Source organism: Sphingobium sp. FG58 (assembly GCF_057809055.1).
In genome coordinates, this window is record NZ_JBMDJF010000003.1 from 310,777 (window position 1) to 334,153 (window position 23,377).

The 23,377-nt window shown below is 64.1% G+C and carries 23 protein-coding genes; 15 read left to right on the forward strand and 8 right to left on the reverse strand.

Going from position 1 to position 23,377, the window contains the following annotated elements; translation table 11 throughout:
- Positions 1 to 120: 120 nt before the first annotated feature.
- Complete coding sequence (locus tag ACODR8_RS06300) at positions 121 to 831, forward strand: hypothetical protein (protein ID WP_489006426.1); 711 nt, start codon at positions 121 to 123, stop codon at positions 829 to 831.
- A gap of 15 nt (positions 832 to 846) precedes the next feature.
- On the forward strand, positions 847 to 1,002 hold the full coding sequence (locus tag ACODR8_RS06305; RefSeq protein ID WP_006951571.1) for a hypothetical protein: 156 nt from the start codon (positions 847 to 849) through the stop codon (positions 1,000 to 1,002).
- Here the strand turns inward: ACODR8_RS06305 and ACODR8_RS06310 are convergent.
- From ACODR8_RS06310 to ACODR8_RS06330, 5 genes are all read right to left on the reverse strand, one after another.
- Positions 999 to 1,307: a PilZ domain-containing protein gene (locus ACODR8_RS06310; RefSeq protein WP_489006427.1), complete on the reverse strand. Its 309-nt coding sequence runs from the start codon at positions 1,305 to 1,307 to the stop codon at positions 999 to 1,001. The genes ACODR8_RS06305 and ACODR8_RS06310 overlap by 4 nt on opposite strands.
- 74 nt (positions 1,308 to 1,381) lie before the next feature.
- Entirely contained in the window at positions 1,382 to 2,116 is a 735-nt protein-coding gene (locus tag ACODR8_RS06315; protein ID WP_489006428.1) for a class I SAM-dependent methyltransferase, read from the reverse strand.
- Positions 2,116 to 3,243, reverse strand: a complete 1,128-nt coding sequence (gene prfB / locus ACODR8_RS06320; RefSeq protein WP_489006429.1) for a peptide chain release factor 2 — start codon at positions 3,241 to 3,243, stop codon at positions 2,116 to 2,118. Before prfB ends, ACODR8_RS06315 begins: the two co-directional genes overlap by 1 nt.
- A 335-nt stretch (positions 3,244 to 3,578) precedes the next feature.
- Entirely contained in the window at positions 3,579 to 6,113 is a 2,535-nt protein-coding gene (locus ACODR8_RS06325) for a penicillin-binding protein 1A (protein ID WP_489006430.1), read from the reverse strand.
- A 222-nt stretch (positions 6,114 to 6,335) separates the two neighbouring features.
- The gene (locus ACODR8_RS06330) at positions 6,336 to 7,616 is read right to left on the reverse strand and encodes an N-acetylmuramoyl-L-alanine amidase (protein ID WP_489006431.1); all 1,281 of its coding nucleotides are present in this window, start codon (positions 7,614 to 7,616) and stop codon (positions 6,336 to 6,338) included.
- Positions 7,617 to 8,213: 597 nt separating this feature from the next.
- On the opposite strand from ACODR8_RS06330, the gene ACODR8_RS06335 reads away from it, so the two are divergent.
- From ACODR8_RS06335 to ACODR8_RS06390, 12 genes are all read left to right on the forward strand, one after another.
- Complete coding sequence (locus ACODR8_RS06335) at positions 8,214 to 10,949, forward strand: Rne/Rng family ribonuclease (RefSeq protein ID WP_489006432.1); 2,736 nt, start codon at positions 8,214 to 8,216, stop codon at positions 10,947 to 10,949.
- 127 nt (positions 10,950 to 11,076) lie between these two features.
- Complete coding sequence (locus ACODR8_RS06340) at positions 11,077 to 12,426, forward strand: M48 family metalloprotease (protein WP_489006433.1); 1,350 nt, start codon at positions 11,077 to 11,079, stop codon at positions 12,424 to 12,426.
- 1 nt (position 12,427) lies between these two features.
- Positions 12,428 to 13,195, forward strand: a complete 768-nt coding sequence (locus ACODR8_RS06345; RefSeq protein ID WP_489006434.1) for a DsbA family protein — start codon at positions 12,428 to 12,430, stop codon at positions 13,193 to 13,195.
- A 273-nt stretch (positions 13,196 to 13,468) separates the two neighbouring features.
- Positions 13,469 to 13,603 carry a 50S ribosomal protein L34 gene (gene rpmH / locus ACODR8_RS06350; RefSeq protein ID WP_006959075.1) on the forward strand — a complete coding sequence of 45 codons (135 nt, stop codon included), beginning with the start codon at positions 13,469 to 13,471 and terminating at the stop codon, positions 13,601 to 13,603.
- 32 nt (positions 13,604 to 13,635) lie between these two features.
- Entirely contained in the window at positions 13,636 to 14,031 is a 396-nt protein-coding gene (gene rnpA / locus ACODR8_RS06355; protein WP_489006435.1) for a ribonuclease P protein component, read from the forward strand.
- Positions 14,028 to 14,240, forward strand: a complete 213-nt coding sequence (gene yidD / locus ACODR8_RS06360; RefSeq protein WP_006959078.1) for a membrane protein insertion efficiency factor YidD — start codon at positions 14,028 to 14,030, stop codon at positions 14,238 to 14,240. Before rnpA ends, yidD begins: the two co-directional genes overlap by 4 nt.
- A 30-nt stretch (positions 14,241 to 14,270) precedes the next feature.
- A complete protein-coding gene (gene yidC, locus ACODR8_RS06365) occupies positions 14,271 to 15,974 on the forward strand; it encodes a membrane protein insertase YidC (protein WP_489006436.1) in 1,704 nt (567 codons plus the stop codon).
- Between the two features lie 146 nt (positions 15,975 to 16,120).
- Positions 16,121 to 16,768: a ribosome biogenesis GTP-binding protein YihA/YsxC gene (gene yihA, locus ACODR8_RS06370; protein WP_489006437.1), complete on the forward strand. Its 648-nt coding sequence runs from the start codon at positions 16,121 to 16,123 to the stop codon at positions 16,766 to 16,768.
- Positions 16,769 to 17,018: 250 nt separating this feature from the next.
- Complete coding sequence (locus ACODR8_RS06375; RefSeq protein WP_489006438.1) at positions 17,019 to 17,321, forward strand: alkylphosphonate utilization protein; 303 nt, start codon at positions 17,019 to 17,021, stop codon at positions 17,319 to 17,321.
- The gene (locus tag ACODR8_RS06380) at positions 17,318 to 17,722 is read left to right on the forward strand and encodes a DoxX family protein (protein WP_489006439.1); all 405 of its coding nucleotides are present in this window, start codon (positions 17,318 to 17,320) and stop codon (positions 17,720 to 17,722) included. The genes ACODR8_RS06375 and ACODR8_RS06380 overlap by 4 nt, the downstream gene beginning before the upstream one ends.
- Positions 17,723 to 17,792: 70 nt before the next feature.
- The gene (locus ACODR8_RS06385) at positions 17,793 to 19,841 is read left to right on the forward strand and encodes a carbon starvation CstA family protein (protein ID WP_489006493.1); all 2,049 of its coding nucleotides are present in this window, start codon (positions 17,793 to 17,795) and stop codon (positions 19,839 to 19,841) included.
- Positions 19,838 to 20,023, forward strand: coding sequence for a YbdD/YjiX family protein (locus ACODR8_RS06390; RefSeq protein WP_489006440.1), 186 nt, complete (start codon positions 19,838 to 19,840; stop codon positions 20,021 to 20,023). The genes ACODR8_RS06385 and ACODR8_RS06390 overlap by 4 nt, the downstream gene beginning before the upstream one ends.
- 171 nt (positions 20,024 to 20,194) lie before the next feature.
- Here the strand turns inward: ACODR8_RS06390 and ACODR8_RS06395 are convergent, their stop codons facing one another.
- The gene (locus tag ACODR8_RS06395) at positions 20,195 to 21,112 is read right to left on the reverse strand and encodes an XdhC family protein (protein WP_489006441.1); all 918 of its coding nucleotides are present in this window, start codon (positions 21,110 to 21,112) and stop codon (positions 20,195 to 20,197) included.
- Between the two features lie 41 nt (positions 21,113 to 21,153).
- A complete protein-coding gene (locus tag ACODR8_RS06400; protein ID WP_489006442.1) occupies positions 21,154 to 21,822 on the reverse strand; it encodes a S24 family peptidase in 669 nt (222 codons plus the stop codon).
- Between the two features lie 297 nt (positions 21,823 to 22,119).
- Here ACODR8_RS06400 and ACODR8_RS06405 point away from each other — a divergent pair, with 297 nt between their 5' ends.
- Positions 22,120 to 22,491 (forward strand): hypothetical protein, encoded by a 372-nt coding sequence (locus ACODR8_RS06405; protein WP_489006443.1) that lies wholly within the window; start codon positions 22,120 to 22,122, stop codon positions 22,489 to 22,491.
- 4 nt (positions 22,492 to 22,495) lie between these two features.
- Here the strand turns inward: ACODR8_RS06405 and ACODR8_RS06410 are convergent, their stop codons facing one another.
- Complete coding sequence (locus ACODR8_RS06410) at positions 22,496 to 23,359, reverse strand: hypothetical protein (protein ID WP_489006494.1); 864 nt, start codon at positions 23,357 to 23,359, stop codon at positions 22,496 to 22,498.
- Positions 23,360 to 23,377: the final 18 nt, after the last annotated feature.

The following is a 23,377-nucleotide window of genomic DNA, read 5'->3' on the forward strand; positions in this document are numbered from 1 at the left end:
GAAACATCTCCCGTTCACCCTGAGCGAAGTCGAAGGGGTCGGCCGACCGATAGGGAGGCTACTTCGCTCCGCTCAGTGGAAGGCTTCGACTTCGCTCAGCCCGAACGAGGACGGGGTCCAATGAGCCGTTCCGATCGTGTGCTGGCCGATGCCGAGGCGGTGCTGCGGCGTCATAGCGAGCGCGGGCAGAGCCTGACCGCGCGGGCGCGGCAGCGGCGTAATGCCGGGCTGATCCGCAAGGTCAAATATGCCTTCTGGGCGGTGCTGGCGGTGATATTGGGCAGCGCGGTCGCGGGCTTTGTCGTGCCGCTGGGGACGACCGGCATCATGATCGCGCTGGGCGTGATGATCGCGGCTTTGCTGCTGATCGGCCTGCTGCCGACGGAAACCCGCGTGCGGACCGAGGCGCTGGCGGAAACGCCGCTCACCGCCCTGCCGCTCCAGACCGAAATCTGGCTGGAGAATCAGCGCAAGGCGCTGCCCGCCCCGGCGGTGACGCTGGTGGACAGTATCGGCGTCAAGCTGGAGATATTGGCTCCGCAACTGGAGCGGCTGGGACCGCAAGACCCTGCCGCGCTGGAGGTGCGCAAGCTGCTGGCCGACCATCTGCCCGAACTGGTGACCGGCTATCAGTCGATCCCGCAGCCATTGCGGCGCGAAGAACGCAATGGCCGGGTGCCGGAAAAGCAGCTGGTCGAGGGGCTGGCCGTCATCGACGCGGAAATCGGACGGATGAGCGAGAATTTGGCCAGTGGCGATCTGGACAAGCTGGCGACGCAGAACCGCTTTTTGGAGCTGAAATATCAGGAGGCGAAGGAATTGGGGCAATAGCCCCATCCTTCCCGGATGATCCACCTCACCCTCATCATCGTCGATTTCCTGACCGGGCTGCTGGCGGCGGGCGCATGGGCGCTGGCGTCTGCTGGCGGGGCGATCGCGGCGGTGGTCGGCGGCGGGGTTCTGGGCGTATCGCTGTTCCGGCGCTGGCGGCGCAAGGGTTAACCCCCGCGCACGACCTGCTGCACTATGGCGTCGGACAGGGCTATGTCGAAATGCAGGCCAAAGCGTTTGGCCCGGACCCACACGACATGGGCCATGGCGACAATCCCTTCCGCCTCTATCCTGACGCGATCACCCGCTTGCGGGGGATGATCACAATGGGCAAGCGCGCCCGTTATTGACAGGTCCAATATATGCGCGCGCAGCGGCGTACCGCGCAGGCGCAGCACCACCGGCTCGAACATCTTGTGCCGCGCGGCGATGCGGGGCTTTTGCCCAAGCGGGGCGAGCGAAGCATGGTCGGTCATGATTGGAATCTCCCCGACATCTTCATATTGCAACAGCGAACAACAGCCAATCACCAGAAAGGATCAGGGCGGTATTAACCCTGATTTTCACTGCGGAAGGTGCAGGGGACGATGCTGGCCGGGTCTGGCCGTGCGGCAATACGGCGGAAGCGGGCGAGATAGCCGCCTGCGGTCGGTTTTGGGATGACCTCTTCCAGCCGGAAGCCCATGGCCGCCAGTTCGCAGGCCAGCAGGCGCGGCGGCGTGCCATGCTGTTCCGTAGGACGGTTGGCATCGACCACGATCAGCTCGCCATCCTTTTTGAGTGCGGGGCTGAGATGCCAGAGGAAAGCGTATGGCTCGGCAATCTCATGATACATATGGACCATCAATATGCGGTCGAAACTGTTGACCGGCAGGCGCGGATCTTCCGGCGCACCCAGCTTGACGCTGACATTGTCCAGTTTTTCGCGCGTGATGCGGCGCGATAGCGCCTCGATCACTTCGGGCATGATATCTTCGGCCAATACTCGCCCGCTTTTGCCGACGCGGGTGGCGAGGCGGACGGTATAATAGCCCTCGCCCGCGCCAATGTCCGCCACGGTCATGCCGGGACGGATGCCGGCGCGGTCCATGATGTCCTCCGCCTCATTCACCCGGTCGCGCGCCTCCTCGCTCGACCAGCGGGTCGATACGATCGGGGCGACCGGACGGTGCGCGAGCGGGAAAGGCGCGGCGGCGGGCGCGCGTTCCGTTTCGTTGCCGGGCGACAGGCGATCGCAGGCGGCCAGCAAGGCAAGGACGCCCGCCAGAGCCACCCGCCATGGCATCAGTCGACATCCTCGACATCGATGCTTTCGCCGGTGACCTTCTGGCTCAAGGCAGCGGCCATGAACGGATCGAGCGCGCCGTCCAGCACATCGTCGGGCGCTGTCGATGTGACGCCGGTGCGCAGATCCTTCACCAGCTGATAAGGTTGCAGCACATAGGAACGGATCTGATGGCCCCAGCCAATCTCCGTCTTGGCCGCATATTCGCCTGCGGTCACGGCTTCGCGCTTGGCCAGTTCCGCTTCGTATAACCGGGCCTTGAGCATGTTCATTGCGGTGGCGCGGTTCTTGTGCTGCGATCGGTCATTCTGTGACGCGACGATGATGCCGGAGGGGACGTGGGTGATGCGGACGGCCGAATCGGTCGTGTTGACGTGCTGCCCGCCCGCGCCGGACGCGCGATAGGTGTCGATCTTGAGGTCGCTTTCCTTGACCTCTATGTCGATGTCGTCGTCGATCACGGGATAGACCCAGACCGACGAGAAGCTGGTATGACGGCGCGCGGCGCTGTCATAAGGGCTGATGCGGACCAGGCGGTGGACGCCGCTTTCGGTCTTGGCATAGCCATAGGCATTTTCGCCCTTGATCAGGAAAGTGGCGGACTTGATGCCCGCCTGATCGCCCGCCTGATAATCGACCAGTTCGACCTTATAGCCGCGCCGTTCGGCCCAGCGGCGATACATGCGGCTGAGGATTTCGGCCCAGTCCTGGCTCTCCGTGCCGCCAGCCCCGGCGTGGATTTCCAGATAGGTATCGCTGCCATCGGCTTCGCCCGACAGCAGCGCCTTGATCTTGTCCTCGTCCGCGCGGTCGGCCAGCGCCTTCAGGCCCGCAATGGCTTCGGCCACCATCTCCTCGTCGCCCTCGGCCTCGGCCATTTCGATCAGTTCGGCGGTGTCGGACTTTTCCGAGGCGATCGCGCGGGTCGCGCCGATGGCGCTGTCCAGCCGGGTCCGCTCCCGCATAACCTCCTGCGCCAGCTTCGCATTGTCCCACAGCGTGGGGTCCTCGACGCGCGCGTTCAGCTCGTCGAGGCGACGCAGCGCGCGGTCCCAGTCGAGCGACTGGCGCAGCAGGGCCAGCGCGGCGTCGATGCGATCAATATATTGCAGCGCTTCGGCGCGCATGGGTGGTCTCCGGGTATTGGCTGGCGTGTCAACGCATCAAGCGACCGCCCCTATCCGAGGGCGGCGGATTTGGGAAGATCAATCCTCCCCTGACTGGTGAGGGCTATCGCAGATGAACCCGTACCCACCTAACTCGTCACCCTGAACTTGTTTCAGGGTCCATTTCTCGTCACGAGCGGCGGCTTTTGGCGCATGATGGATCCTGAAACAAGTTCAGGATGACGTTGAGAGATAACGAAAAGTCACATGCGAAAGCCCTGCCCTTGAGGGGGAGGAACTCAATTGGTCGCACGCGTGCAATTTCACAATCCTCCCCGAACGGTGTGGGGTTGATTTCAATAAATCCCGCCCTGATCGGACAGGAAGTCGCTGTCGGTGCGCGCCCTCGTCCGGGCGGCGGCGCGGGTGGCGGCGACTTTGGCCTGTTCCTCGGCTTCTTCCTTGCGGATGGTGCGGCGGGGTTCGGATTCGGGTTTGAAGGCTTCCCAGATGACCGCAGCCTTGGGTTCGCTGGTCGGCCAGGCGCCATAGACGCGCTTGCCCGAACGCCGGTCGATCGCGACCATGCGGATGCCCGCGGGGGCAACGAAGGGCGTCTTTGGCATGGTTTCCAATATGGGGGCCATCGCCGCCTTCCAGATCGGTGCGGCGATGCGGCCGCCCTGCGCCCAGCCGCCAAGGCTGCGCGGTTGGTCGTAACCGATATAGACGCCCGCGACGAGATCGGGCGATCCGCCGACGAACCACACATTGGTCGGGCCGTTGGTGGTGCCGGTCTTGCCGAAGAGCGGGCGGTTGAGGTCGGCCAGCACCGTGGCGGTGCCGCGCTGGACCACGCCTTCGGTGATGTGGACGACCTGATAGGCGGTCATCGGGTTCATCACCTGCTTGCCTTCAAAACCGAAGCGCGGCATCGGCTTTCCGTCCCAATTGGCCGCGTTGCAGCCATCGCAGGCGCGCCAGCGTTCGGGCCAGATCACCTTGCCGCGCCGGTCCTGGACATAGTCCATCACCCGCGATGGGAATTGCCGCCCCTGATTGGCGAGCGTCGCATAGGCGTTGACCATGCGTTCGACCGTGGTTTCGCCAGCGCCCAGTGCGAAGGAGAGATAGGGCTGATAATCGCCGATGCCCATGGTCTTGATGGTGCGGACGACCCGTTCCATGCCGGTCTGGCTGGCGGCGCGCACGGTCATCAGGTTGCGCGATTGTTCGACGCCCCAGCGCATCGTCTGCGGCCCGGCGCTGCCGCCGGAGAAGTTGCGAAAGCATTTCTGACCAAGGCCCGCGCCCTGATAGACGCACAGGGGACCATCGACGATGATCGAGGCCGGGGTCATGCCGCCATCGAGCGCGGCTGCATAGACGAACGGCTTGATGGTGGAGCCGGGCTGGCGCAGCGCCTGGGTGGCACGGTTGTAGCTGGAGAGGCGCGAATCGAAACCGCCCTGCATCGCGCGGATGCGGCCCGAATGGACTTCCTCCACCACCATGCCGCCCGATACTTCGGGGATGGAACGCAGCGCCCAGCTTCCCCCGTTGCGCGCGACCACGATCAGGTCGCCGGGCTTCATCGCGGAGAAGGCAGGACCGCCGGTCTTGCGATAGGGGGTCTGCGCGGCGCTGGCGGGGAGCGTGCCGGTGCTGCCGTCGGAAAAGCCAAGCTGGGCGTCGGTCGATGTGCGGCTGACGACCACGGCGACGCGCCATTCCGCATAATCGACGTCGATATAGCTGGCGGCCAGTTCCCGCTCCCAGCCCTTGTCGATATTGATATGGCCGACCGGACCGGACCAGCCGCGCCCGGCGTCAAAGCGCAGCAGCCCGCCGCGCAGGGCATTCTGGGTACTCTCCTGCACCACCGGATCATAGGGGCTGCGCACCCACAGGCCACCGGCATAGATGCTGTTGGGACCATCGCTCGCCTTTTCCCCAAACAGGGCGATCAGGCGACGGCGCACCTCTTCCATATAATAGCCGCCCGCCCGCGCATCAAAGCCGGAGCCGTGCATCGCGACTGTGCCAAGCGGCTGGGCCATCGCCGCGTCACGCTGGGCGGGCGTGATCCAGTTGCTCTTGACCATTTCGCCGAGCGCCCAGTTGCGCCGGTCGATCGCGCGGGCATGGCCGGTCGGGCTTTCGGGGCGGTAATTGGCCGGACCCTTGGGCAGGATCGACAGATAGGCCATTTCGTGGAGTTGGAGGTCGGCCACATCCTTGTCGAAATAGGCGCGGGCGGCGGCCTGCACCCCATATGCGTTACGACCGAGGAATATCTGGTTGAGATAGAGTTCGAGGATCTGCTGCTTGGTCAGCACATTTTCCATGCGCCAGGCCAGGATCATCTCCTTCACCTTGCGCGTGGGCGAATATTCGTCGCCGATCAGCAGATTCTTGGCGACCTGTTGCGTGATGGTAGAGCCGCCACGCGCGCGCTGGCCGGAGCCGAGCTTGCTGGCATAATCGACCACGGCCCCTGCAAAACCGGGGAAATCGACGCCATGATGGTCGAAGAAAGTCTTGTCCTCCGCCGCCAGATAGGCGTGGATCAATTGCGGGGGGTAATCGCTGAATTGCAGCTGGACGCGCCGTTCGCGGGCATAGCTGTGGACCGGCTGGCCATTGATATCGCGCACGATGGTGGGCAACGGCGGCTCATATTCCAGCAAGGTCGCCGCGTCCGGCAGGCCGCGCGCGAAGATCAGCCAGAATAGCGCGCAAAAGAGCAGGAAGCCGCCCAGCAGGATTGCCGCCCAGCGGAACAGGCGGCGCTGCCAGAGCGGGCGCAGACGGTCCAGCACGCCGCCAGCGTCGCGGCGCAGGCGATAGGCGAAGGACGATGCGGGCGGATTGGAACGGGCCTCTTCCATGACGGATCAGGCTCTAAGGTCAAATTGCGACTAAGGCCAGTGCTGTGATCAACGAACGGTCGATCGTGATGTCATAGAATGTATGCGCCTAACCCAACGCCGTTCGCCCTGAGCTTGTCGAAGGGCTGTACTTCCTGCGAAGAGAGAAGAAGGACAAGGCTTCGACAGGCTCAGCCCGAACGGGGTTGAGGGTGAATGAATATCTCCTAGTGGCGGTAGCAATCAGCCCCCCGTCGTCCCCCCGTGCATGGCAAGCTTGCGGGCGAAGTGGACCTCGATCGCGCGGGCCACGCCGCGGGCGATTTTTTGCTGGCCTTCGCGCGAGGCGAGGAAGGCGGCGTCGTCGGCATTGCTGATATAGCCGGTTTCGAACAGGACCGAGGGCGTGTCGGGCGCTTTCAACACCATCAGCGAGGCGAAGCGGTGATAGGCGCTGCGGAACGGGACATAGGGCGATGCTTCGCGCTGGAGCAGGCGGGCGAAACTGGCCGAGATGTTCATCGATTCGCGCTGGGTCAGGTCGATGAGGATCGAGGAGACGTCGCCCGACTGGCCGCCAAGGTTCACGCCATTGATGATGTCGGCCTTGTTTTCGCGCGCGGCCAGCCGTGCCGCTTCGCGGTCGGAGGCGGTTTCGGACAAGGTATAGACGGTCGCGCCATGGGCTTCGGCATTTTCCGCCGCGTCGGCATGGACCGAGATGAACAGGTCCGCCCCCAGCTTGCGGGCGATGCCATAGCGTTCCTGCAACACGAGATATTTGTCATCGTCGCGGGTCAGCGCCACGCGGACGCGGCCGGACTTGACCAACTGGTCGCGGATCGCCTGGGCAATGGCGAGGGTGACGTCCTTTTCGCGCTTACCATTTTCCTTGTTGATCGCACCTGGATCATGGCCGCCATGGCCTGCATCGATCACGATCAGCGGGCGGGCGCCGTCGCGCGCACCTTCGACGGGCGGCAGCGCGACGCCGCGCGCCATCGACGGGATCGGCACGGTGATGGAATGGAGCCGCTTTTGCGGCCGGGCGCTCATATTGGCTGGCGCGTCAAAGCTGGTGCGACCCCGGCCCACCGCCGTGCGAAACGCGCTGTCGGTTGCGCCCTTGAGCGAGAAACTCAGCGATTTGCCGTCGGGCGCGATCTGGGCGTCGCCCAGCGTCGCGGGGCTGGAAAGGTCTAGGACTACGCGGGCCGTGCCTTCGCTCAACTGACCCTGTCGCACGGCGGCGATCGCGCCATTGCCGGGGGCAAACTGGCCGCGACCGACCTGCGCGCCACTAATGTCGAGAGCGATCCGGCGTGGCGTGTCGAGCAGGAAGGCGGACGCGCCATCGACCCGATCATCGAAGCGGACGATGACGCGATCATCGCGCACGTCGACGGCATAGATGCCGCCAGCGCTGCCGGGCGCTGCCATCGTCAGGGTGCTTGCAAGGGCAAGGCTCTGCAACATGCGCCGTTTGTGCATCGCATCGATGCGGACCGTCCAGCCAAATGTCATGCGCTTATCCGTTCAGCGTCCCCACGCTAAACCCCGGATTAAGCACAGCCTGTTGTGGCTCCGTAAAATGAGAGGGTTAATATGATTTTCAGTACGAGTGGTTGTGGGAATGGGCTTCGCCCATTCGTGCCGCACCAGCCCACTCCCCCACCCGGCCTCCCACAGTATATCCTGATTGGGCGGGCTGGTGCGGTCCACAAAAGTCGAAGCATAATATTTCAGGCAGCCGTTGCCCCGTGGGTCTTTGACTGCTACCCATTCACATTCCCGCAAGACTTGCCTGTTTCATGGCGGCGATGCGGGGCATCAAGAGAGGCATCGGCGCGCACTCTGCGCGCCAAAGGATGCCAGTAACAGGTTGACGCTGCATGAGGCATGAATTCCATTCCACGCTTGCCCCGGTAACGGGCGATGCGGCGTGGATGGTCCGGCCCGGCGATTTGTCCGGCCCTGCCGACGCAGCAGACACGCAACATTTCCTTCAAACCTGGACGACGCCGCAACCCGCGCCCCTTTCGGCGCGCGCGTGGTCGTCCCTTCACTATCGCGTGGCGGCGCGGCCCAGTGCCGCAGCCCGTCCACGCCGGAGACCATTACATGACAATGCGTATGCTGATCGATGCGCGCCACCGGGAAGAAACCCGTGTCGCGGTCGTCAAGGGTAACCGGATCGAGGAATTCGACTTCGAGTCCGCTGAGCACAAGCAGCTCAAGGGCAATATCTATCTGGCCAAGGTAACGCGGGTCGAACCCTCGTTGCAGGCCGCCTTCGTCGACTATGGCGGCAACCGCCACGGCTTCCTCGCTTTCAGCGAAATCCATCCCGACTATTATCAGATCCCGCGTGAGGACCGCGAAGCGCTGTTGCGCGAAGAACGCGCCCATGCCGAGGAAGAGGCCGCGCTGCGCGCCGATTTCGACGATGAGGATGACGAGGACGGCGAAGGCAGCGTCGAGACCGTCGAGGCGACCCATCATCATGATGATGAAGATGGCCATGACGAGCAGGATGGCGGCGAGCAGCCCGAAGGCGGCGAGACCGAAGGCAATGGCGGGCGCGGCAATGGTCGCGGGCGTGGCCGTGGCCGGGGTGGCGATGATGCCGCCGACGAACTGCGCCGCAAGCGCATGGCGCTGCGCCGTCGTTACAAAATCCAGGACGTCATCAAGCGCCGCCAGGTGCTGCTGGTCCAGGTCGTCAAGGAAGAACGCGGCAACAAGGGCGCGGCGCTGACCAGCTATTTGTCGCTGGCCGGTCGTTACTGCGTGCTGATGCCAAACACGTCGCATGGCGGCGGCATTTCCCGCAAGATCAGCAATGCGGCGGACCGCAAGCGGTTGAAGTCGATCATCGCCGACATGGCGCTGCCTTCGTCCATGGGCTGCATCGTGCGTACCGCCGGCCTGCAACGCACCAAGGTCGAGATCAAGCGCGACTTCGACTATCTCGCCCGGCTGTGGGACGAGATTCGCGAAAATACGATGAAGTCGGCAGCGCCTGCGCTGATCCATAATGACAGCGACCTCATCAAGCGGGCGATCCGCGATATCTACAATAAGGATATCGAGGAAGTCATCGTCGAGGGCGAGCATGGCTACAAGGCCGCCAAGGACTTTATGCGCCTGCTGATGCCCAGCCACGCGCGCAAGGTGAAGGGCTATGCCGACGCGGTGTCGCTGTTCCAGCGCGCGGGCGTCGAGGATCAACTGGCCGCCATGTACAACCCGGTGGTGCAGCTGAAATCAGGCGGCTATCTGGTCATCAACCCGACCGAGGCTTTGGTGTCGATCGACATCAACTCCGGCCGCTCGACCCGCGAACATGGTATAGAGCAGACCGCCGTTGCGACCAATCTGGAAGCGGCGCGCGAGATTGCACGCCAGCTGCGCCTGCGCGACATGGCGGGCCTTGTCGTCATCGACTTTATCGACATGGAGGTGAACTCCAACATCCGTAAGGTCGAGAAGGCGATGAAGGACGCGCTGAAGGACGATCGCGCGCGCATCCAGGTCGGCCGGATTTCGGGCTTTGGCCTGATGGAAATGAGCCGCCAGCGCCTGCGCACCGGCGTTCTGGAAGCATCGACCCGCCAATGCCCGCATTGCGAAGGCACAGGTCTGGTCCGCACGGCTTCTTCGGCTGGCCTGTCCGCGCTGCGGATGCTGGAAGAGGAAGCGGCGCGGGGTCGCGGCAACGTCATCACGCTGCGCGCCAGCCAGGAAGCGGCTTTCTACGTCCTCAACAACAAGCGTCGCGAACTGGACGAAATCGAGCAGCGCTATGGCGTCAGCATCGTCGTCCTGCCCGATGGCGAGGTTGAAGGCGCGCGCATGTCGGTCGAGCCGAGCGGCCCGCGTCCCGAACGTGTCGTGACCTACGCCCCGATGGATCAGGATGACGACGATCTCGACCTGATCGAGGAGGAAGAGGAAGAAGAAGAGGCGCAGGCCGAGGACGAGGAAGAGGTCGTTGCCGAGCGTGAGCCGCGTGGCGACCGCGAACAGGGCGACCGGGGCGAGGATCGCGATGGCAATCGCCGACGCCGTCGCCGTCGTCGGCGTCGTGGTGGCCAGCGCGACGACAATCGCGTCGAGGGTGAAGCCGGGGAAGAAGCCGAAGCTGGTGCCGAAGCCACGGATGCCGAAGAAGGCACTGCGGAGGACAGCGAAGGCGAGGCCGAAGTCACTGCAACCACCGCCGAAACCGAGGAAGAGGGCGCTGCCCGTCGTCGTGGCCGTCGGGGTCGCCGTGGCGGTCGTCGTCGTCGCGAAGGTGGTGAAAATGCTGCCGAAGCGGGTGCAGAAACCGTGGATGCTGAATCGGTTATCGAGGACGCGCCCGTGGTCGAGGATGCCACTGTTGAGGAGGCTCCCGCCGAGGAAGCCCCCAAGACCCGCCGTCGTCCCCGCGCCCGCAAGCCCAAGGCCGACAGCGCGCCGGTGACCGAAGCACCCGTGACCGAAGCGATCGCCGAGGAAGCGCCGGTTGAGGTCGCAGTCGAAGCCCCTGCCGAGACCGTGGCCGAGGCCGCACCCACCAAGCCCCGCCGTGGTCGTCGCACCAAGGCGCAGATCGAGGCTGACGCCGCCGCGGCGGAAGCCGTCACCGTCGAAGCGCCGGTAGCAGAAGAAGCGCCTGCCAAGCCCAAGCGCAACCGGCGCAAGAAGGCCGACGTCGCGGTGGAAGCAGAAGCGGCACCTGCCGTCGAAGCTCCTGCCGTTGTCGAGGAAGCCCCGGCTGCCGAAACAGTGGCAGCGGAAAGCGAAGCCGAAGGCGTCAATGAAGACGGCTCGCCGCGTCGCGGCTGGTGGCAGCGCACCTTTGGCCAATAAGGCCGGAGCGTAAGCCCATGAAAAAACGCCGCTGCTCGTCCGGTCATATCCGGTGCGCAGGGGCGTTTTTCGTTCGGGCCGACGCTTCACCGGCGGTTCATGGCCTGCATGGCAGTGGCGGCGCGTGATGGTCCGACTGTTCCGATGGCTTGCCCTGCTGCTGGGCGCGTTCATGCTGATGGCGCGCCCGGCGCTGGCGCAGAGCATCTTGCGCGATGCCGAGACCGAAGCCTTCATGGCCGACATGTCCGGGCCACTGGTCAAGGCGGCGGGGATGGACCCGCGCAATGTCCAGGTGCTGGTGATCAACGATCCCGAAATCAACGCCTTCGTCGCGGGCGGCCAATATGTGTGGGTGCATAGCGGGCTGATCGCGCAGGCCGACAATGTGAACCAGTTGCAGGGCGTGGTGGCGCATGAACTGGGGCATATAGAGGGTGGCCATGTCGTCCGTTTTGGCGAAGGGATTCGCGAGGCGACCGGCGTCACGCTGCTCAGCCTGGTGCTGGGTGCCGCGGCCATCGCGGCTGGCGGTGCGGAAGCGGGCATGGGCATTATGGGCCTGGGCCAGCAGGCGGCGATGACCAAATTCCTGGCCTTTTCGCGCGGGCAGGAAAGCTCCGCCGATCTGGCGGGGGCGCGCTATCTGAGCGCGGCGGGCCTCAGTGGCCGGGGCAGCCTGGAATTTTTCAAGAAGCTGCAAAATCAGGAATATCGCCTCGCGATCCCGCAGGACAATAGTTATGGCCGCACCCATCCGCTGTCCGGCGAACGCATCAATGTGCTGCGCGAGGTCTATACGGTCGATCCCGCGTGGGACAAGCCGGTCGACCGGGGGCTGGAGCAGCGGTTCGAGCGGATCAAGGCCAAGCTGGTCGGCTTCGTGTCCGAACCGACGCAAACCTTGCAAAAATATCCCGAAAGCGACCAGTCGATCCCGGCCCATTATGCCAGAGCCTATGCCTGGCATAAAAGCGCCTATCCGCAGCGCGCCCTCTATGAGGCTGATGCACTGCTGGCGGCGGCCCCGGACGATCCCTATTTTCTGGAACTGAAGGGCCAGATATTGCTGGAAAGCGGTCGCCCCAAGGATGCGGTTGCGCCGCTGCGCGAGGCGGTGCGGCTGACCAACCAGCCGCTGATTTCGGTGCTGCTGGCCCATGCGTTGATCGCGACCGAGGATGAGGCGAATTTTGCCGAGGCCGAGCAGGTGTTGCGGCTGGCAGTGGCGCGCGACCGGGAAAATCCCTTCGCCTGGTATCAGTTGGGCGTCGTCTATGAACGGCGCGGCGACACGCCCCGCGCGGCGCTGGCGACGGCGGAACGCTATGCCATGATCGGCGAACATCCGATGGCGCTGCGCAGCGCCGACGCGGCGATGCAGGGGCTGAAACCCGGCACAGTTGACTATCTGCGGGCGCAGGATATCGCCATGGTATCGCGCGCCGCGATCGAGCAGCAGCGGAAGAAACGATAAGATGACGCAGCAAAACCGGCCGACATTCCGCACGGCCCTTTCCAACAGGATGATCCAGATGACCCTTGGCGCTTTCGCCTTTATCGCGGCGGCCGCCGGGACCGCACTGGCCGTGCAGGCTCCCGCTGGCGTGACTGCCACGGACAAGAGCGCGATCGAAAAAATCGTCCGCGACTATATTCTTGAACATCCTGAAATCATCCCGCAGGCGATTGAGAAATTGCAGGCGAAGCGGATGTCGGGGACGATTTCCGACAATCGCGCGGCGCTGGAAAAACCCTATGCCGGGGCGTGGGAAGGCGCGGCCAATGCCGACGTCACCGTGGTCGAATTTTTCGACTATGCCTGCGGCTATTGCCGCGCGTCGCTGCCCGATCTTGCGAAGCTGGTCGGGTCGGACACGAAGGTGAAGGTCGTGTATCGCGAACTGCCGATCCTGTCTGAAGAAAGCAGTGACGCGGCCAAAGTATCGCTGTTGGCGGCCGAGCGGGGCCAATATATGGCCTATCACAAGGCGCTCTATGGCGCGGGCAAGGTGACGCGCGATACGATCGTCGCGGCGGCGGCAAAGGCTGGGATCAGCAAGGCTGACGCGGAAGCCGCGATCACATCGAGCAAATATGACGCCGAAATCCAGTCCAACATCGCGCTTGCCCAGAAATTGCAGGCGAGCGGCACGCCGACCTTCGTGATCGGCGACCAGGTGCTGAACGGCGCGGTCGGCTTCGACGCGCTAAAGGGCGGCGTGGCGGCGGCGCGGGGGAAGTAAATGAGTCATCCTCCCCTTTAAGGGGAGGTGGATGGCCGAAGGCCAGCCGGAGGGGTGTCGCGCCATCGAGAGGGTGACACCCCTCCACCACCAGCTTCGCTGGCGGTCCCCCTCCCCTTTAAGGGAGGAATTATCATGACGGAACGAGACGCGCTCCACCATTGACTTCCCCCCCCCATTTGCCTATCGGACGCCCCCTGAACATGCGGCCGCTGCTTTGGCGGCCCTTTTTTGTCACGCCCGATTCTCTAGTTGTTTTTTGAGGAATGAACGATGAAGCGCACTTTTCAGCCGAGCAATCTGGTTCGGAAGCGCCGTCACGGTTATCGCGCCCGCATGGCGACCCCCGGCGGCCGCAACATCATCCGCGCCCGTCGTGCGCGCGGCCGCAAGAGCCTGAGCGCCTGATCGAAGGGCCGCCTTCGGCTGCGCCTGCCATCATGGGCAAGCGGGCCGATTTCCTGGCGGCCAATCGCGGCAAGCGCGCACCCATGCCGGGATTCGTCCTGCTGGTGCGCGAACGCGACGATGGCGATCCGGCGATGCGCTTTGGCATCACGGTCACGAAAAAGATTGGCGGCGCCGTCATCCGTAACCGGATGAAGCGCCGCTTTCGCGTTCTCGCACGCGAATTGCTGCCGCTGCATGGCTATGCCGGTGCCGATCATGTGCTGATTGGCCGCGACGGTGGCAAGGAACGCGATTTCGCCCTGCTGCGCACCGAACTGGAAAAGGCGCTGCGCAAGATTGCGCGCGCGCCCTTGTCCGGCGATGCGCCAGCGCGCAACGGGCCGCGTGCCGGTCATGGCCGGGGCAAGGGCAAAGTCGGCAAATGATCGCCCGCATCCTGATCCTGATCGCGCGCTTCTGGCAGATCGGCCCTTCGCGCATCCTGCCCCCTTCCTGCCGTTATGCCCCATCCTGTTCGGAATATGCGATCCAGGCCGTGCGCAAATATGGCGCGATCAAGGGTAGCTGGCTGGCGGGTAAGCGGCTAATGCGATGCCACCCATGGGGCGGTTCGGGCTATGACCCGGTCCCCTGACACAGATATAAGACGGCGGAGCCGAACAACGTGGACGACAAGAAGAATATTATTCTGGCGGTGCTGCTGACCGCGGCGATCCTGTTCGGCTGGCCCTATGTTTCGACCTATTTCTTCCCGGCGGCCAATCCGCCCGCAACGAAGATCGAAGGTGGCAAGACGACAGCGGTCGCCAACCCCGCAGCGGACCCGGCCGCCGACAGTGTAACCGCGATTCGCGACCGCGCGCTGGTGCTGAAGGAAAGCCCGCGCATCCCCATTCGCACGCCCAAGCTGGACGGGTCGATCAACCTGAAGGGCGCGCGCATCGATGACATCGTGCTGCCGACCTATAGCGAGACGATCGCCAAGGATTCGCCTGCGGTGCGCCTCTATTCGCCTGCCGGTACGCAGGACGCCTATTTCGCCGGTTTCGGCTGGCAGGGCGAAGGGCTGAAAACGCCCAACAAGGATACTGTCTGGACCGCGCAGGGCCGCGAACTGACCCCGACGAGTCCCGTTACGCTCAGCTGGAATAATGGTGCTGGCCAGACGTTCGAGATTCGCCTGAGCGTCGATGAAAATTACATGATCTCCGCCGCGCAGAAAGTGTCGAACAGCGGCAACGGCGCGGTGGGTGTGAAGCCCTATGGCTATATCAGCCGCAGCAGCATCCCCAAGGACCCCGATACCTGGACCATCCATATCGGCCCGATGGGCGTGTTCAACAATGCGGCCAATTATGATGTGAACTACAAGGATCTGGACGAAGGTCCGTCCACCCGCGATTTCCAGTCCAAGGGCGGCTGGATCGGCTTTACCGACAAATATTGGTTGTCGGCGCTGGTGCCGGGCAAGGATGCCGACGTCGCGGCGCAGTTCCGCAAAGGGGCTGGCACCCAATATCAGGCCGATGTCGCGCTCCATTCGACGATGCTGGCGCCGGGCAAGGCAGTCACGCAAACGCTGCGCCTGTTCGTCGGGGCCAAGGAGGTCAAGACGCTCCAGGCCTATGAGCGTGACGGCGTCAAGCTGTTCGACCGCGCGATCGACTGGGGCTGGTTCTACTGGTTCGAGCAGCCGATTTTCGCGCTGCTGCACTGGCTGTTCGAGACGCTGGGCAATTTCGGCGTGGCGATCATCTGCCTGACCTTCGTGGTGCGCGGCCTGATGTTCCCGGTCGCTCAGCGCCAGTTCGCCAGCATGGCGGCGATGCGCGCGGTGCAGCCCAAGATGAAGGCGCTGCAGGAAAAATATAAGGACGACAAGCCCAAGCTCCAGCAGGAGATGATGGCGCTGTACAAGACGGAGAAGGTCAACCCGCTGGCCGGGTGCCTGCCGATCTTCATCCAGATCCCGATCTTCTTCGCCCTCTACAAGGTGCTGATGCTGACGATCGAAATGCGGCACCAGCCCTTCATCCTGTGGATCAAGGATCTGTCCGCGCCCGATCCGCTGCATATCCTGAACCTGTTTGGCCTGCTGCCCTTCACCCCGCCATCCTTCCTGGCGATCGGCGTGCTGGCGGTGCTGCTGGGCATTTCGATGTGGTTGCAGTTCAAACTGAACCCCGCGCAGATGGACCCGATGCAACAGCAGATCTTCTCGATCATGCCCTGGATGATGATGTTCATCATGGCGCCGTTCGCGGCGGGCCTGCTGGTCTACTGGATCACCAACAACTGCCTGTCGATGGCGCAGCAATGGTGGCTGTATCGGCGCCACCCCGTGCTGAGTACGGCGGTCGCGAAGTAGACAGGGCCAAATCTAAAGTCCCCGTTCGTGCTGAGTAGGGACTGAGCGAAGTCGAAGGCCCGTATCGAAGCATCGCGCGGCCTTCGGCCCTTCGATACGCCGCTTCGACTGCGCTCAGCGGCTACTCAGGGCGAACGGAGATATATATGACCGAACAAGACAATACCGACCTGACGGAAGAAGCGCGCAAGACCTTTTCCGGGCCGATCACCTTCCTGAAATCCGCGCCGACGCTGGAGTTCCTGCCGGATATGGCGGTGAACGAAGTGGCGTTTGCGGGCCGGTCCAATGTCGGCAAATCATCGCTGCTCAACGCGCTGACCAACCGCAACAATCTGGCCCGCACGTCCAACACGCCGGGGCGGACGCAGGAACTGAACTTCTTTGACGTGGGCGAGCCGCTGCGCTTTCGCCTGGTCGACATGCCCGGCTATGGCTATGCCAAGGCCCCCAAGGATGTGGTGCGCAAATGGAAGTTCTTGGTGAACGACTATCTGCGCGGGCGCGCGGCATTGAAGCGGGCGCTGGTGCTGATCGACAGCCGCCATGGCATCAAGGAGGTCGATACCGACATGCTGGACATGCTGGACGGCGCAGCGGTGAGCTATCGCATCATCCTGACCAAGGCGGACAAGATCAAGGCGTCGGAACTGGCGGCGGTCACCGAACAGACTGCACTAGCCATCCGCAAGCGGCCCGCCGCCCATCCCGACATCATCGCCACCTCCGCCGAAAAGGGCATGGGTCTGCCCGAACTGCGCGCGGCGGTGCTGGAAGCGGTGACGATCGGATAAAAGGTCCACGCGAAGAATTTTCTCCTGCGAGGCAGGGCTATTGCGTATGGCTTTCCGTTATCCACAAACGTCATGCTGAACTTGTTTCAGCATCCATCATGCCCCAAAAGCGGCTGTTCGTGACGAGAAACGGATCCTGAAACAAGTTCAGGATGACGATGAAGGACGGGACAGTTTCATATTCGATAGCCCTGCTCACAACGGCGAGATGCCTGGACAGTCTCGATCGAACTGCATTTAGGAATTGACCATGGCCGACGACGATTATGTCTATGACGAAGCGACCGGCGAGTGGATCAGCGCCGCCGATGCGGCACAGGCCGACAGTGAGCCGAACAGTGTCGAAGTGCGCGATTCGGTTGGCAATGTGCTGGCCGATGGCGATCAGGTGACGTTGATCAAGGACCTGACGGTCAAGGGCGCGGGCCAGACGCTGAAGCGCGGAACGCTGATCAAATCGATCCGGCTGACCGGGGACGCGCAGGAAATCGACTGCAAGTTTGACGGGATCAAGGGGCTGGTGTTGCGCGCCGAATTTGTGCGCAAGCGGTGATCGAGAGCCGCGCCCGCAGGATCGCGCGGTGGGTGCTGGCGCTGGCCTATCTGGTTGCGGGGGTCGCGCATTTGCGGTCGCCCGGCGGCTTCATCGCGATCACGCCGGGCTGGGTCCCCTACCCTGCGACGGTGATTTTCCTGACAGGGATGGCCGAGATCGCCGGGGCGGTCGGGCTGATGGTGCCGCGGTTGCGCAAGGCAGCGGGCCTTGGTCTGGCGCTCTATGCGCTGTGCGTGTGGCCTGCCAATATCAACCATGCTGTCCATGATATAGCGATTGGCGGCGTGCATCTGGGCTGGTCCTATCATGGCCCGCGCCTAGCATTGCAGCCGGTGATCATGTGGTGGGCGCTGTGGGCGGCCCATGTCATCGACTGGCCCTTTACCCGGCGGGACTAGCCAGCGATTGTCTTTCCGGTTCAGCGCCCTACTGTGCGCCCTTTCCTACTGAAGAGTGTGAGAGAGCATGATGACCCGGCATCTTCCCTGGATAGCAGTCGCGATCATCGGCGCAGTGGCGCTGGGCGTCGTTGCGGTGTCGCGGGGCGAGGCGGTCAATGCGCTGTGGATCGTCGTCGCGGCGGTCAGCTGCTTTCTGGTCGCCTATCGCTACTATGCGCTGTTCATCGCGCGCCAAGTGATGCGGCTCGATCCGTCGCGGCCCACCCCGGCGCTGCGCCGCGCCGATGGGCTGGACTATGTCGCGACCGATCGCACGGTCCTGTTCGGCCATCATTTCGCAGCGATTGCGGGCGCGGGTCCGCTGGTCGGGCCGGTGCTGGCGGCACAGATGGGCTATCTGCCCGGCACATTGTGGATCATCGTCGGCGTCGTATTGGCGGGCGCGGTGCAGGATTTCATGATCCTGTTCATTTCCATGCGCCGTGACGGCAAGTCGCTGGGCGAACTGATCCGCATGGAAATGGGGCAATGGGCCGGGACGATCGCCCTGTTCGGTGCGTTCATGATCATGGTCATCATCCTGGCGGTGCTGGCGCTGATCGTGGTCAAGGCGCTGGCCGAGAGTCCGTGGGGCATGTTCACGGTCGCCGCGACCGTGCCGCTGGCGATGGTCATGGGGGCTTATACCCGCTGGATCAGGCCGGGGCGGATTGGCGAAGTGTCATTGCTGGGGCTGGTCGGTTTGCTCGCCGCAATCGTCTATGGGCAGGCGGTGGCGGCGTCGCCCTTCTGGGGACCGGTGTTTACCTTCACGCCGCTGACGCTCTGCTGGATCTTGATCGGCTATGGTGCGGTCGCGTCCGTGCTGCCGGTGTGGCTGCTACTGGCGCCGCGCGATTATCTATCCACCTTCCTCAAGATCGGGGCGATCGCGGCGCTGGCGGTCGGCATCGTCATCATGGCGCCGCCGCTGAAAATGCCTGCGCTGACGCAGTTTGTGGATGGCGGCGGGCCGGTATGGGCGGGCGGCCTGTTTCCCTTCCTGTTCATCACCATCGCCTGCGGCGCGGTGTCGGGCTTCCATGCGCTGATTTCCAGCGGCACCACGCCCAAGCTGATCGCCAGTGAGGCCCATGCCCCGGTGATCGGCTATGGCGCGATGCTGATGGAGGCGTTCGTGGCGATCATGGCGCTGGTCGGTGCGTCGATCCTGGACCCCGGCATCTATTTCACGATGAACAGCCCCGCCGCACTGATCGGCACCGATGCGGCCAGCGCGTCGGCAGCCGTCACTGCGATGGGCTTTCCGATCTCGCCCGACCTCATCACCCAGACGGCGAAGGATGTCGGCGAACATAGCATCATCAGCCGCGCGGGCGGCGCGCCGACGCTGGCGGTCGCGATGGCGGAGATATTCAGCCATGTCGTCGGCGGCCCGGCGATGAAGGCTTTTTGGTATCATTTCGCGATCCTGTTCGAGGCGCTGTTCATCCTGACCGCCGTGGACGCAGGGACGCGCGCCGGGCGCTTCATGTTGCAGGATCTGATCGGGCTGGCGGTGCCAAGCTTCAAGGAGAGCAAGGGCCATATGCCGGGCATCGTCGCCACGGCGCTGACGGTCGCGGCCTGGGGCTTTTTCCTGCACCAGGGGGTCACCGATCCGCTGGGCGGGGTGAATACGTTATGGCCGGTGTTCGGGATTTCCAACCAGATGCTGGCGGCGATCGCGCTGATGCTGGGGACGGTGGTGCTGTTCCGCATGAAGCGCGACCGCTATGCTTGGGTCACGATGATCCCGACCGCCTGGTTGCTGGTCTGCACTTTGTCAGCGGGATGGCTGAAGCTGTTTTCGGCTGATGCCAAGGTCGGTTTCCTGGCCCATGCCGCCAAATTCAGCGCGGCGGCGCAGGCGGGCGAGGTGCTGGCCCCGGCAAAGTCGATGGCGCAGATGGAGCGGATCATCTTCAACGACCGGGTCGACGCGGCACTCGTCGCGCTGTTCCTGGCCGTTGTGCTGGCGCTGCTGGTCTTTACCATCCGCACCTGCATCGCCGCACGGCGAATCGCAGCGCCGACAGCGCGGGAAATTCCGGCGCAACTGGTGCCGGCGGAATGAGCGGATTTCTGACCATGCTGCGGCAGACCGCGCGGCTGATGGTCGGGATGCCCGACTATGACGCCTATCTGCGCCATATGCTGACCCATCATCCCGACCAGACTGCCATGGACCGGACACAATTTTTTCGCGACCGGCAGGAAGCGCGCTATGGCGGCAAAAATGGCGGAAAATGTTGCTGAAACGAGTAATATTACTACTGTAAAATATCAATCTGGGACAGAAAATTACAGGCTGGGTGCAAAACAGGATTGATCTGTGCGGTCATCCTGCTAGGGGGCAGCGTCCTTTTTGCCCGACAGCGTGAGGGATGTGTCCCCTGCCCCATCCCTTGCGGCAGGGGGCAGTTTGTTTCAGCGCCGGGCGTTGAACCCCGCCACCATCCCCGCCGTGATCGACAGCGCGATTTCCGCCGCGCCGATCGCGCCGATATCCAGCCCTGCCGGACCGTCGATTCGCGCGAGATCATCCGCTCCGAAGCCCTGCGCGGCCAGCCGCTCCAGCCGCGCGGCATGGCTCTTGCGCGATCCAAGCGCGGCGACATAGCCGGTGGGCGCACGCAGTGCGGCCTCCAGCGCCGGATCGTCAATCTTGATATCATGGCTGAGCGTCACCACCGCCGTCGATTCGCCGGGAAAGCGCGCGGCGATCGCTTCGTCGGGCCAACGATCGTCCAGTTCAACGCCGGGGAAGCGTTCCGCGGTCAGGAACCGACCGCGCGGGTCGATCACCACCGGGGTCACGCCGATCGCCTGTGCCAGCGGGACGAGCGACTGGGCGATCTGCACCGCGCCGACGATAAGCAGGCGGCGTGGCGGATCATAGCGGTTGAGGAAATCGCCCTCGCCCGCCTGTGCGCGGGTGATCCCGCTGACAAGGTCGGTTGCCAGCGTCAGCGCCCGGCCCCGCGCACTCGCCGCCTCGATCCGGTCGAACAGGTCGGGCGCAAAGCCGCTCTCCCCCACCGGCTGGACAAGGACGGCGATTTCCCCGCCGCAGGGTAGGCCGACTTCCCACGCATCGCCATCGGCCACGCCATAAGTGGCGACATGCGCGGCGCGCCCTGCGATCACCTCGGCAGCGCGATGCAGCACGTCGCTTTCGACGCAGCCGCCCGAAATGCTACCTTCAAAGCGCCCGTCCTGATGCACGATCATATGGCTGCCGCGCGGGCGCGGGGCGGACCCCCAGGTCGACACCACCGTCGCCAGCGCCAGCCTTGCGCCGCGCCACTCCACAGCCTTGCGAATCACCGCGCCATTATCGTTCAAACCGGGACTCCTTCGACGCACAGATAGGAAGGCCTACCCCGCTAGACCAGACGCCTGCCAGTCCAGACGACCCGCCCGACAATATCCACCAGCGCCGGGTCGATATCGGTCCAGTCGGGATAATGGAGATTGTCGCTGACGACGCTGAAGCGCCCGCGCAAGGGGCCCATCGCGATCCGCTTGACCATCAAGACTCCGTCGAGCCGCAATACATAGACGCCGTCGCGCAGCCGGGTCGCGTCATCGTCATGATCGACCATGATGTCGTCGCCATCGCTGAGCGTCGGGGCCATCGATTCGCCGTCGACCCGGATGATCGAGACGCGCTGCGGTCGCACTCCCAGATGGCGCAGCCAATGGGCGTCGAACGCCATCACCCCGGCGGCGCGCTCATCATCGTCCAGCGTGCCGCCGCCCGCCGACGCGCCCAGCGCCAGGCGCGGCACCGCCACCACCGCGGGCATCCCCCGCGTGCGAGAGGGGATAGCCACCGGCGCGGCGCTGCCCCCCAGCATCTGTTCGGCCACGCCAAAATAGCGGGCCAGCACATGCCGGTCCGCCTCATCCAGTTTGCGCGGGGTGCCGCGTTTGATGAACTGCTGGATATAGGCGGGGTTGCGGCCGATCAGCCGGGACAGATCGGCATAATTTTCCCCCCGTTCGGCAATCAGCCGATCCAGCGCGATCCGGGCGTTCTGCGATTCATCCATATCCAGTCCATAATGATAGGAATTTTCCTAGACAAGTAGGAAATTGGCTAAGAGATAGGAATATACCTATCGGCTTGCAGCGGGCGAGTCGGACCAACAGGGGAGAAAGAAGCCGATGCTGTTGCATGCGATCGAACGATTCCTTCGCCAATATGACATGCCGCCAACCACCTTCGGTCGCGCCAGCACGCGCGATCCACGGCTGGTTTTCGACCTGCGCCAAGGGCGCGAGCCAGGGGACCGCGTGAGGAGACGAATAGAACATTTCATGAACACATATCGCAGGAGCATCAGCCAATGACAAGCGTGCATCATGGATTTCGGCCTGAAAATCTGGTCCGAAACAAACCGATAGGAAAAACCCAGCGCGACCCGTTGCCGCGTCTGCTGGAGCAACTACTCAAGCGCGCTGGCGCGCCGACGACGATCGAGCGGGCGGTCAGCCGCCCCTGGGCCAGCGCCCTGTTCGAGGGGCGTCGCCATGTCATCGCGCTGCGCCTGTCGGGCGCGAAGGTCGCGACGCGACTCTGCGATTTTGTCGAAGGCATAGAGAGCGCGGAATGGCAGCTGCCTGGCCATTTCGTCGCCGACATCACGATCGACGACACGCGGGAGGGCGAGGATGAAATCTGGCTGGAGCTGTCCGCGCTGACGATCGAGGACTGGTAGGGGGTTAGCGCCCCCGGCCAGCCATGCTGCGCAATGCACCGAGCGCTGCGCGCAGGGCGTCGTCGGCGTCCTGCGCCACCATGTCGCGCACCGGCACGGCGGGTGTGACCGGCATGTCGGCGATGACCCGCACGGCACCTGTTTCCGCCGCCGGGGCGCGGCTGCGCAGGGCGAGGCCGCGTTCCAGCCGCTGGGTCAGTTCGGTGATCGACAGACCCTGGGTCGGGATGGGATCAAGCGGCGGGGGCGTGACGGGCGCTGCGTCTTGCGGCGCTTCCTCCGCTACATCCGGCTCGACCAGCGGCGCGGCGGGCCGCTGGAAGGTCGGCTGGGGCAATTCTTCCTCGGCGATCGGCATGGGCGCGCTGGGCATGACCAGACCGACGGACGGAACGATAGCGTCCTGCTCCGGCTCGGGATGCATCACCAGCGGCCTGCGGATCGCGTCGGGGCGGGCGAAAATGTCGAGGCCGTTGAAGTCGCGGCTGGCGAAGATGGGCGCGCGGGCGGGCGCATCGGGGTGCGCATCGGCGCGGCGCAGCGATGGAATAGCGTCATCGACAGGGGCAGCACGTCCCCGCGCCAGCGCGGTCAGTTTGGAAAAGGCGAAACCCATTTTTCTTGCTCCCTGGACGCGCAACCTGCGTCCCTCTTGTTCAGCTGGCCGGTCCTGCCGGCGCATCATCCCCATCAGTCCCACCGCCATCAACGCGGTAAAGCCCGCCAGCAGCAGCCGGGCTTTCAACCCCAGCGGCGGTGCGGCGGCGGGCAAACTTTCCGAAAGGCCGCTCGACGCCACGACCATTTCGATCAGCCCGACCGGAATCCACAGCACCAACAGCGCCGCGGCCAGGCCGCCCAGCGCCATGATGGCGATCCCCCTTGT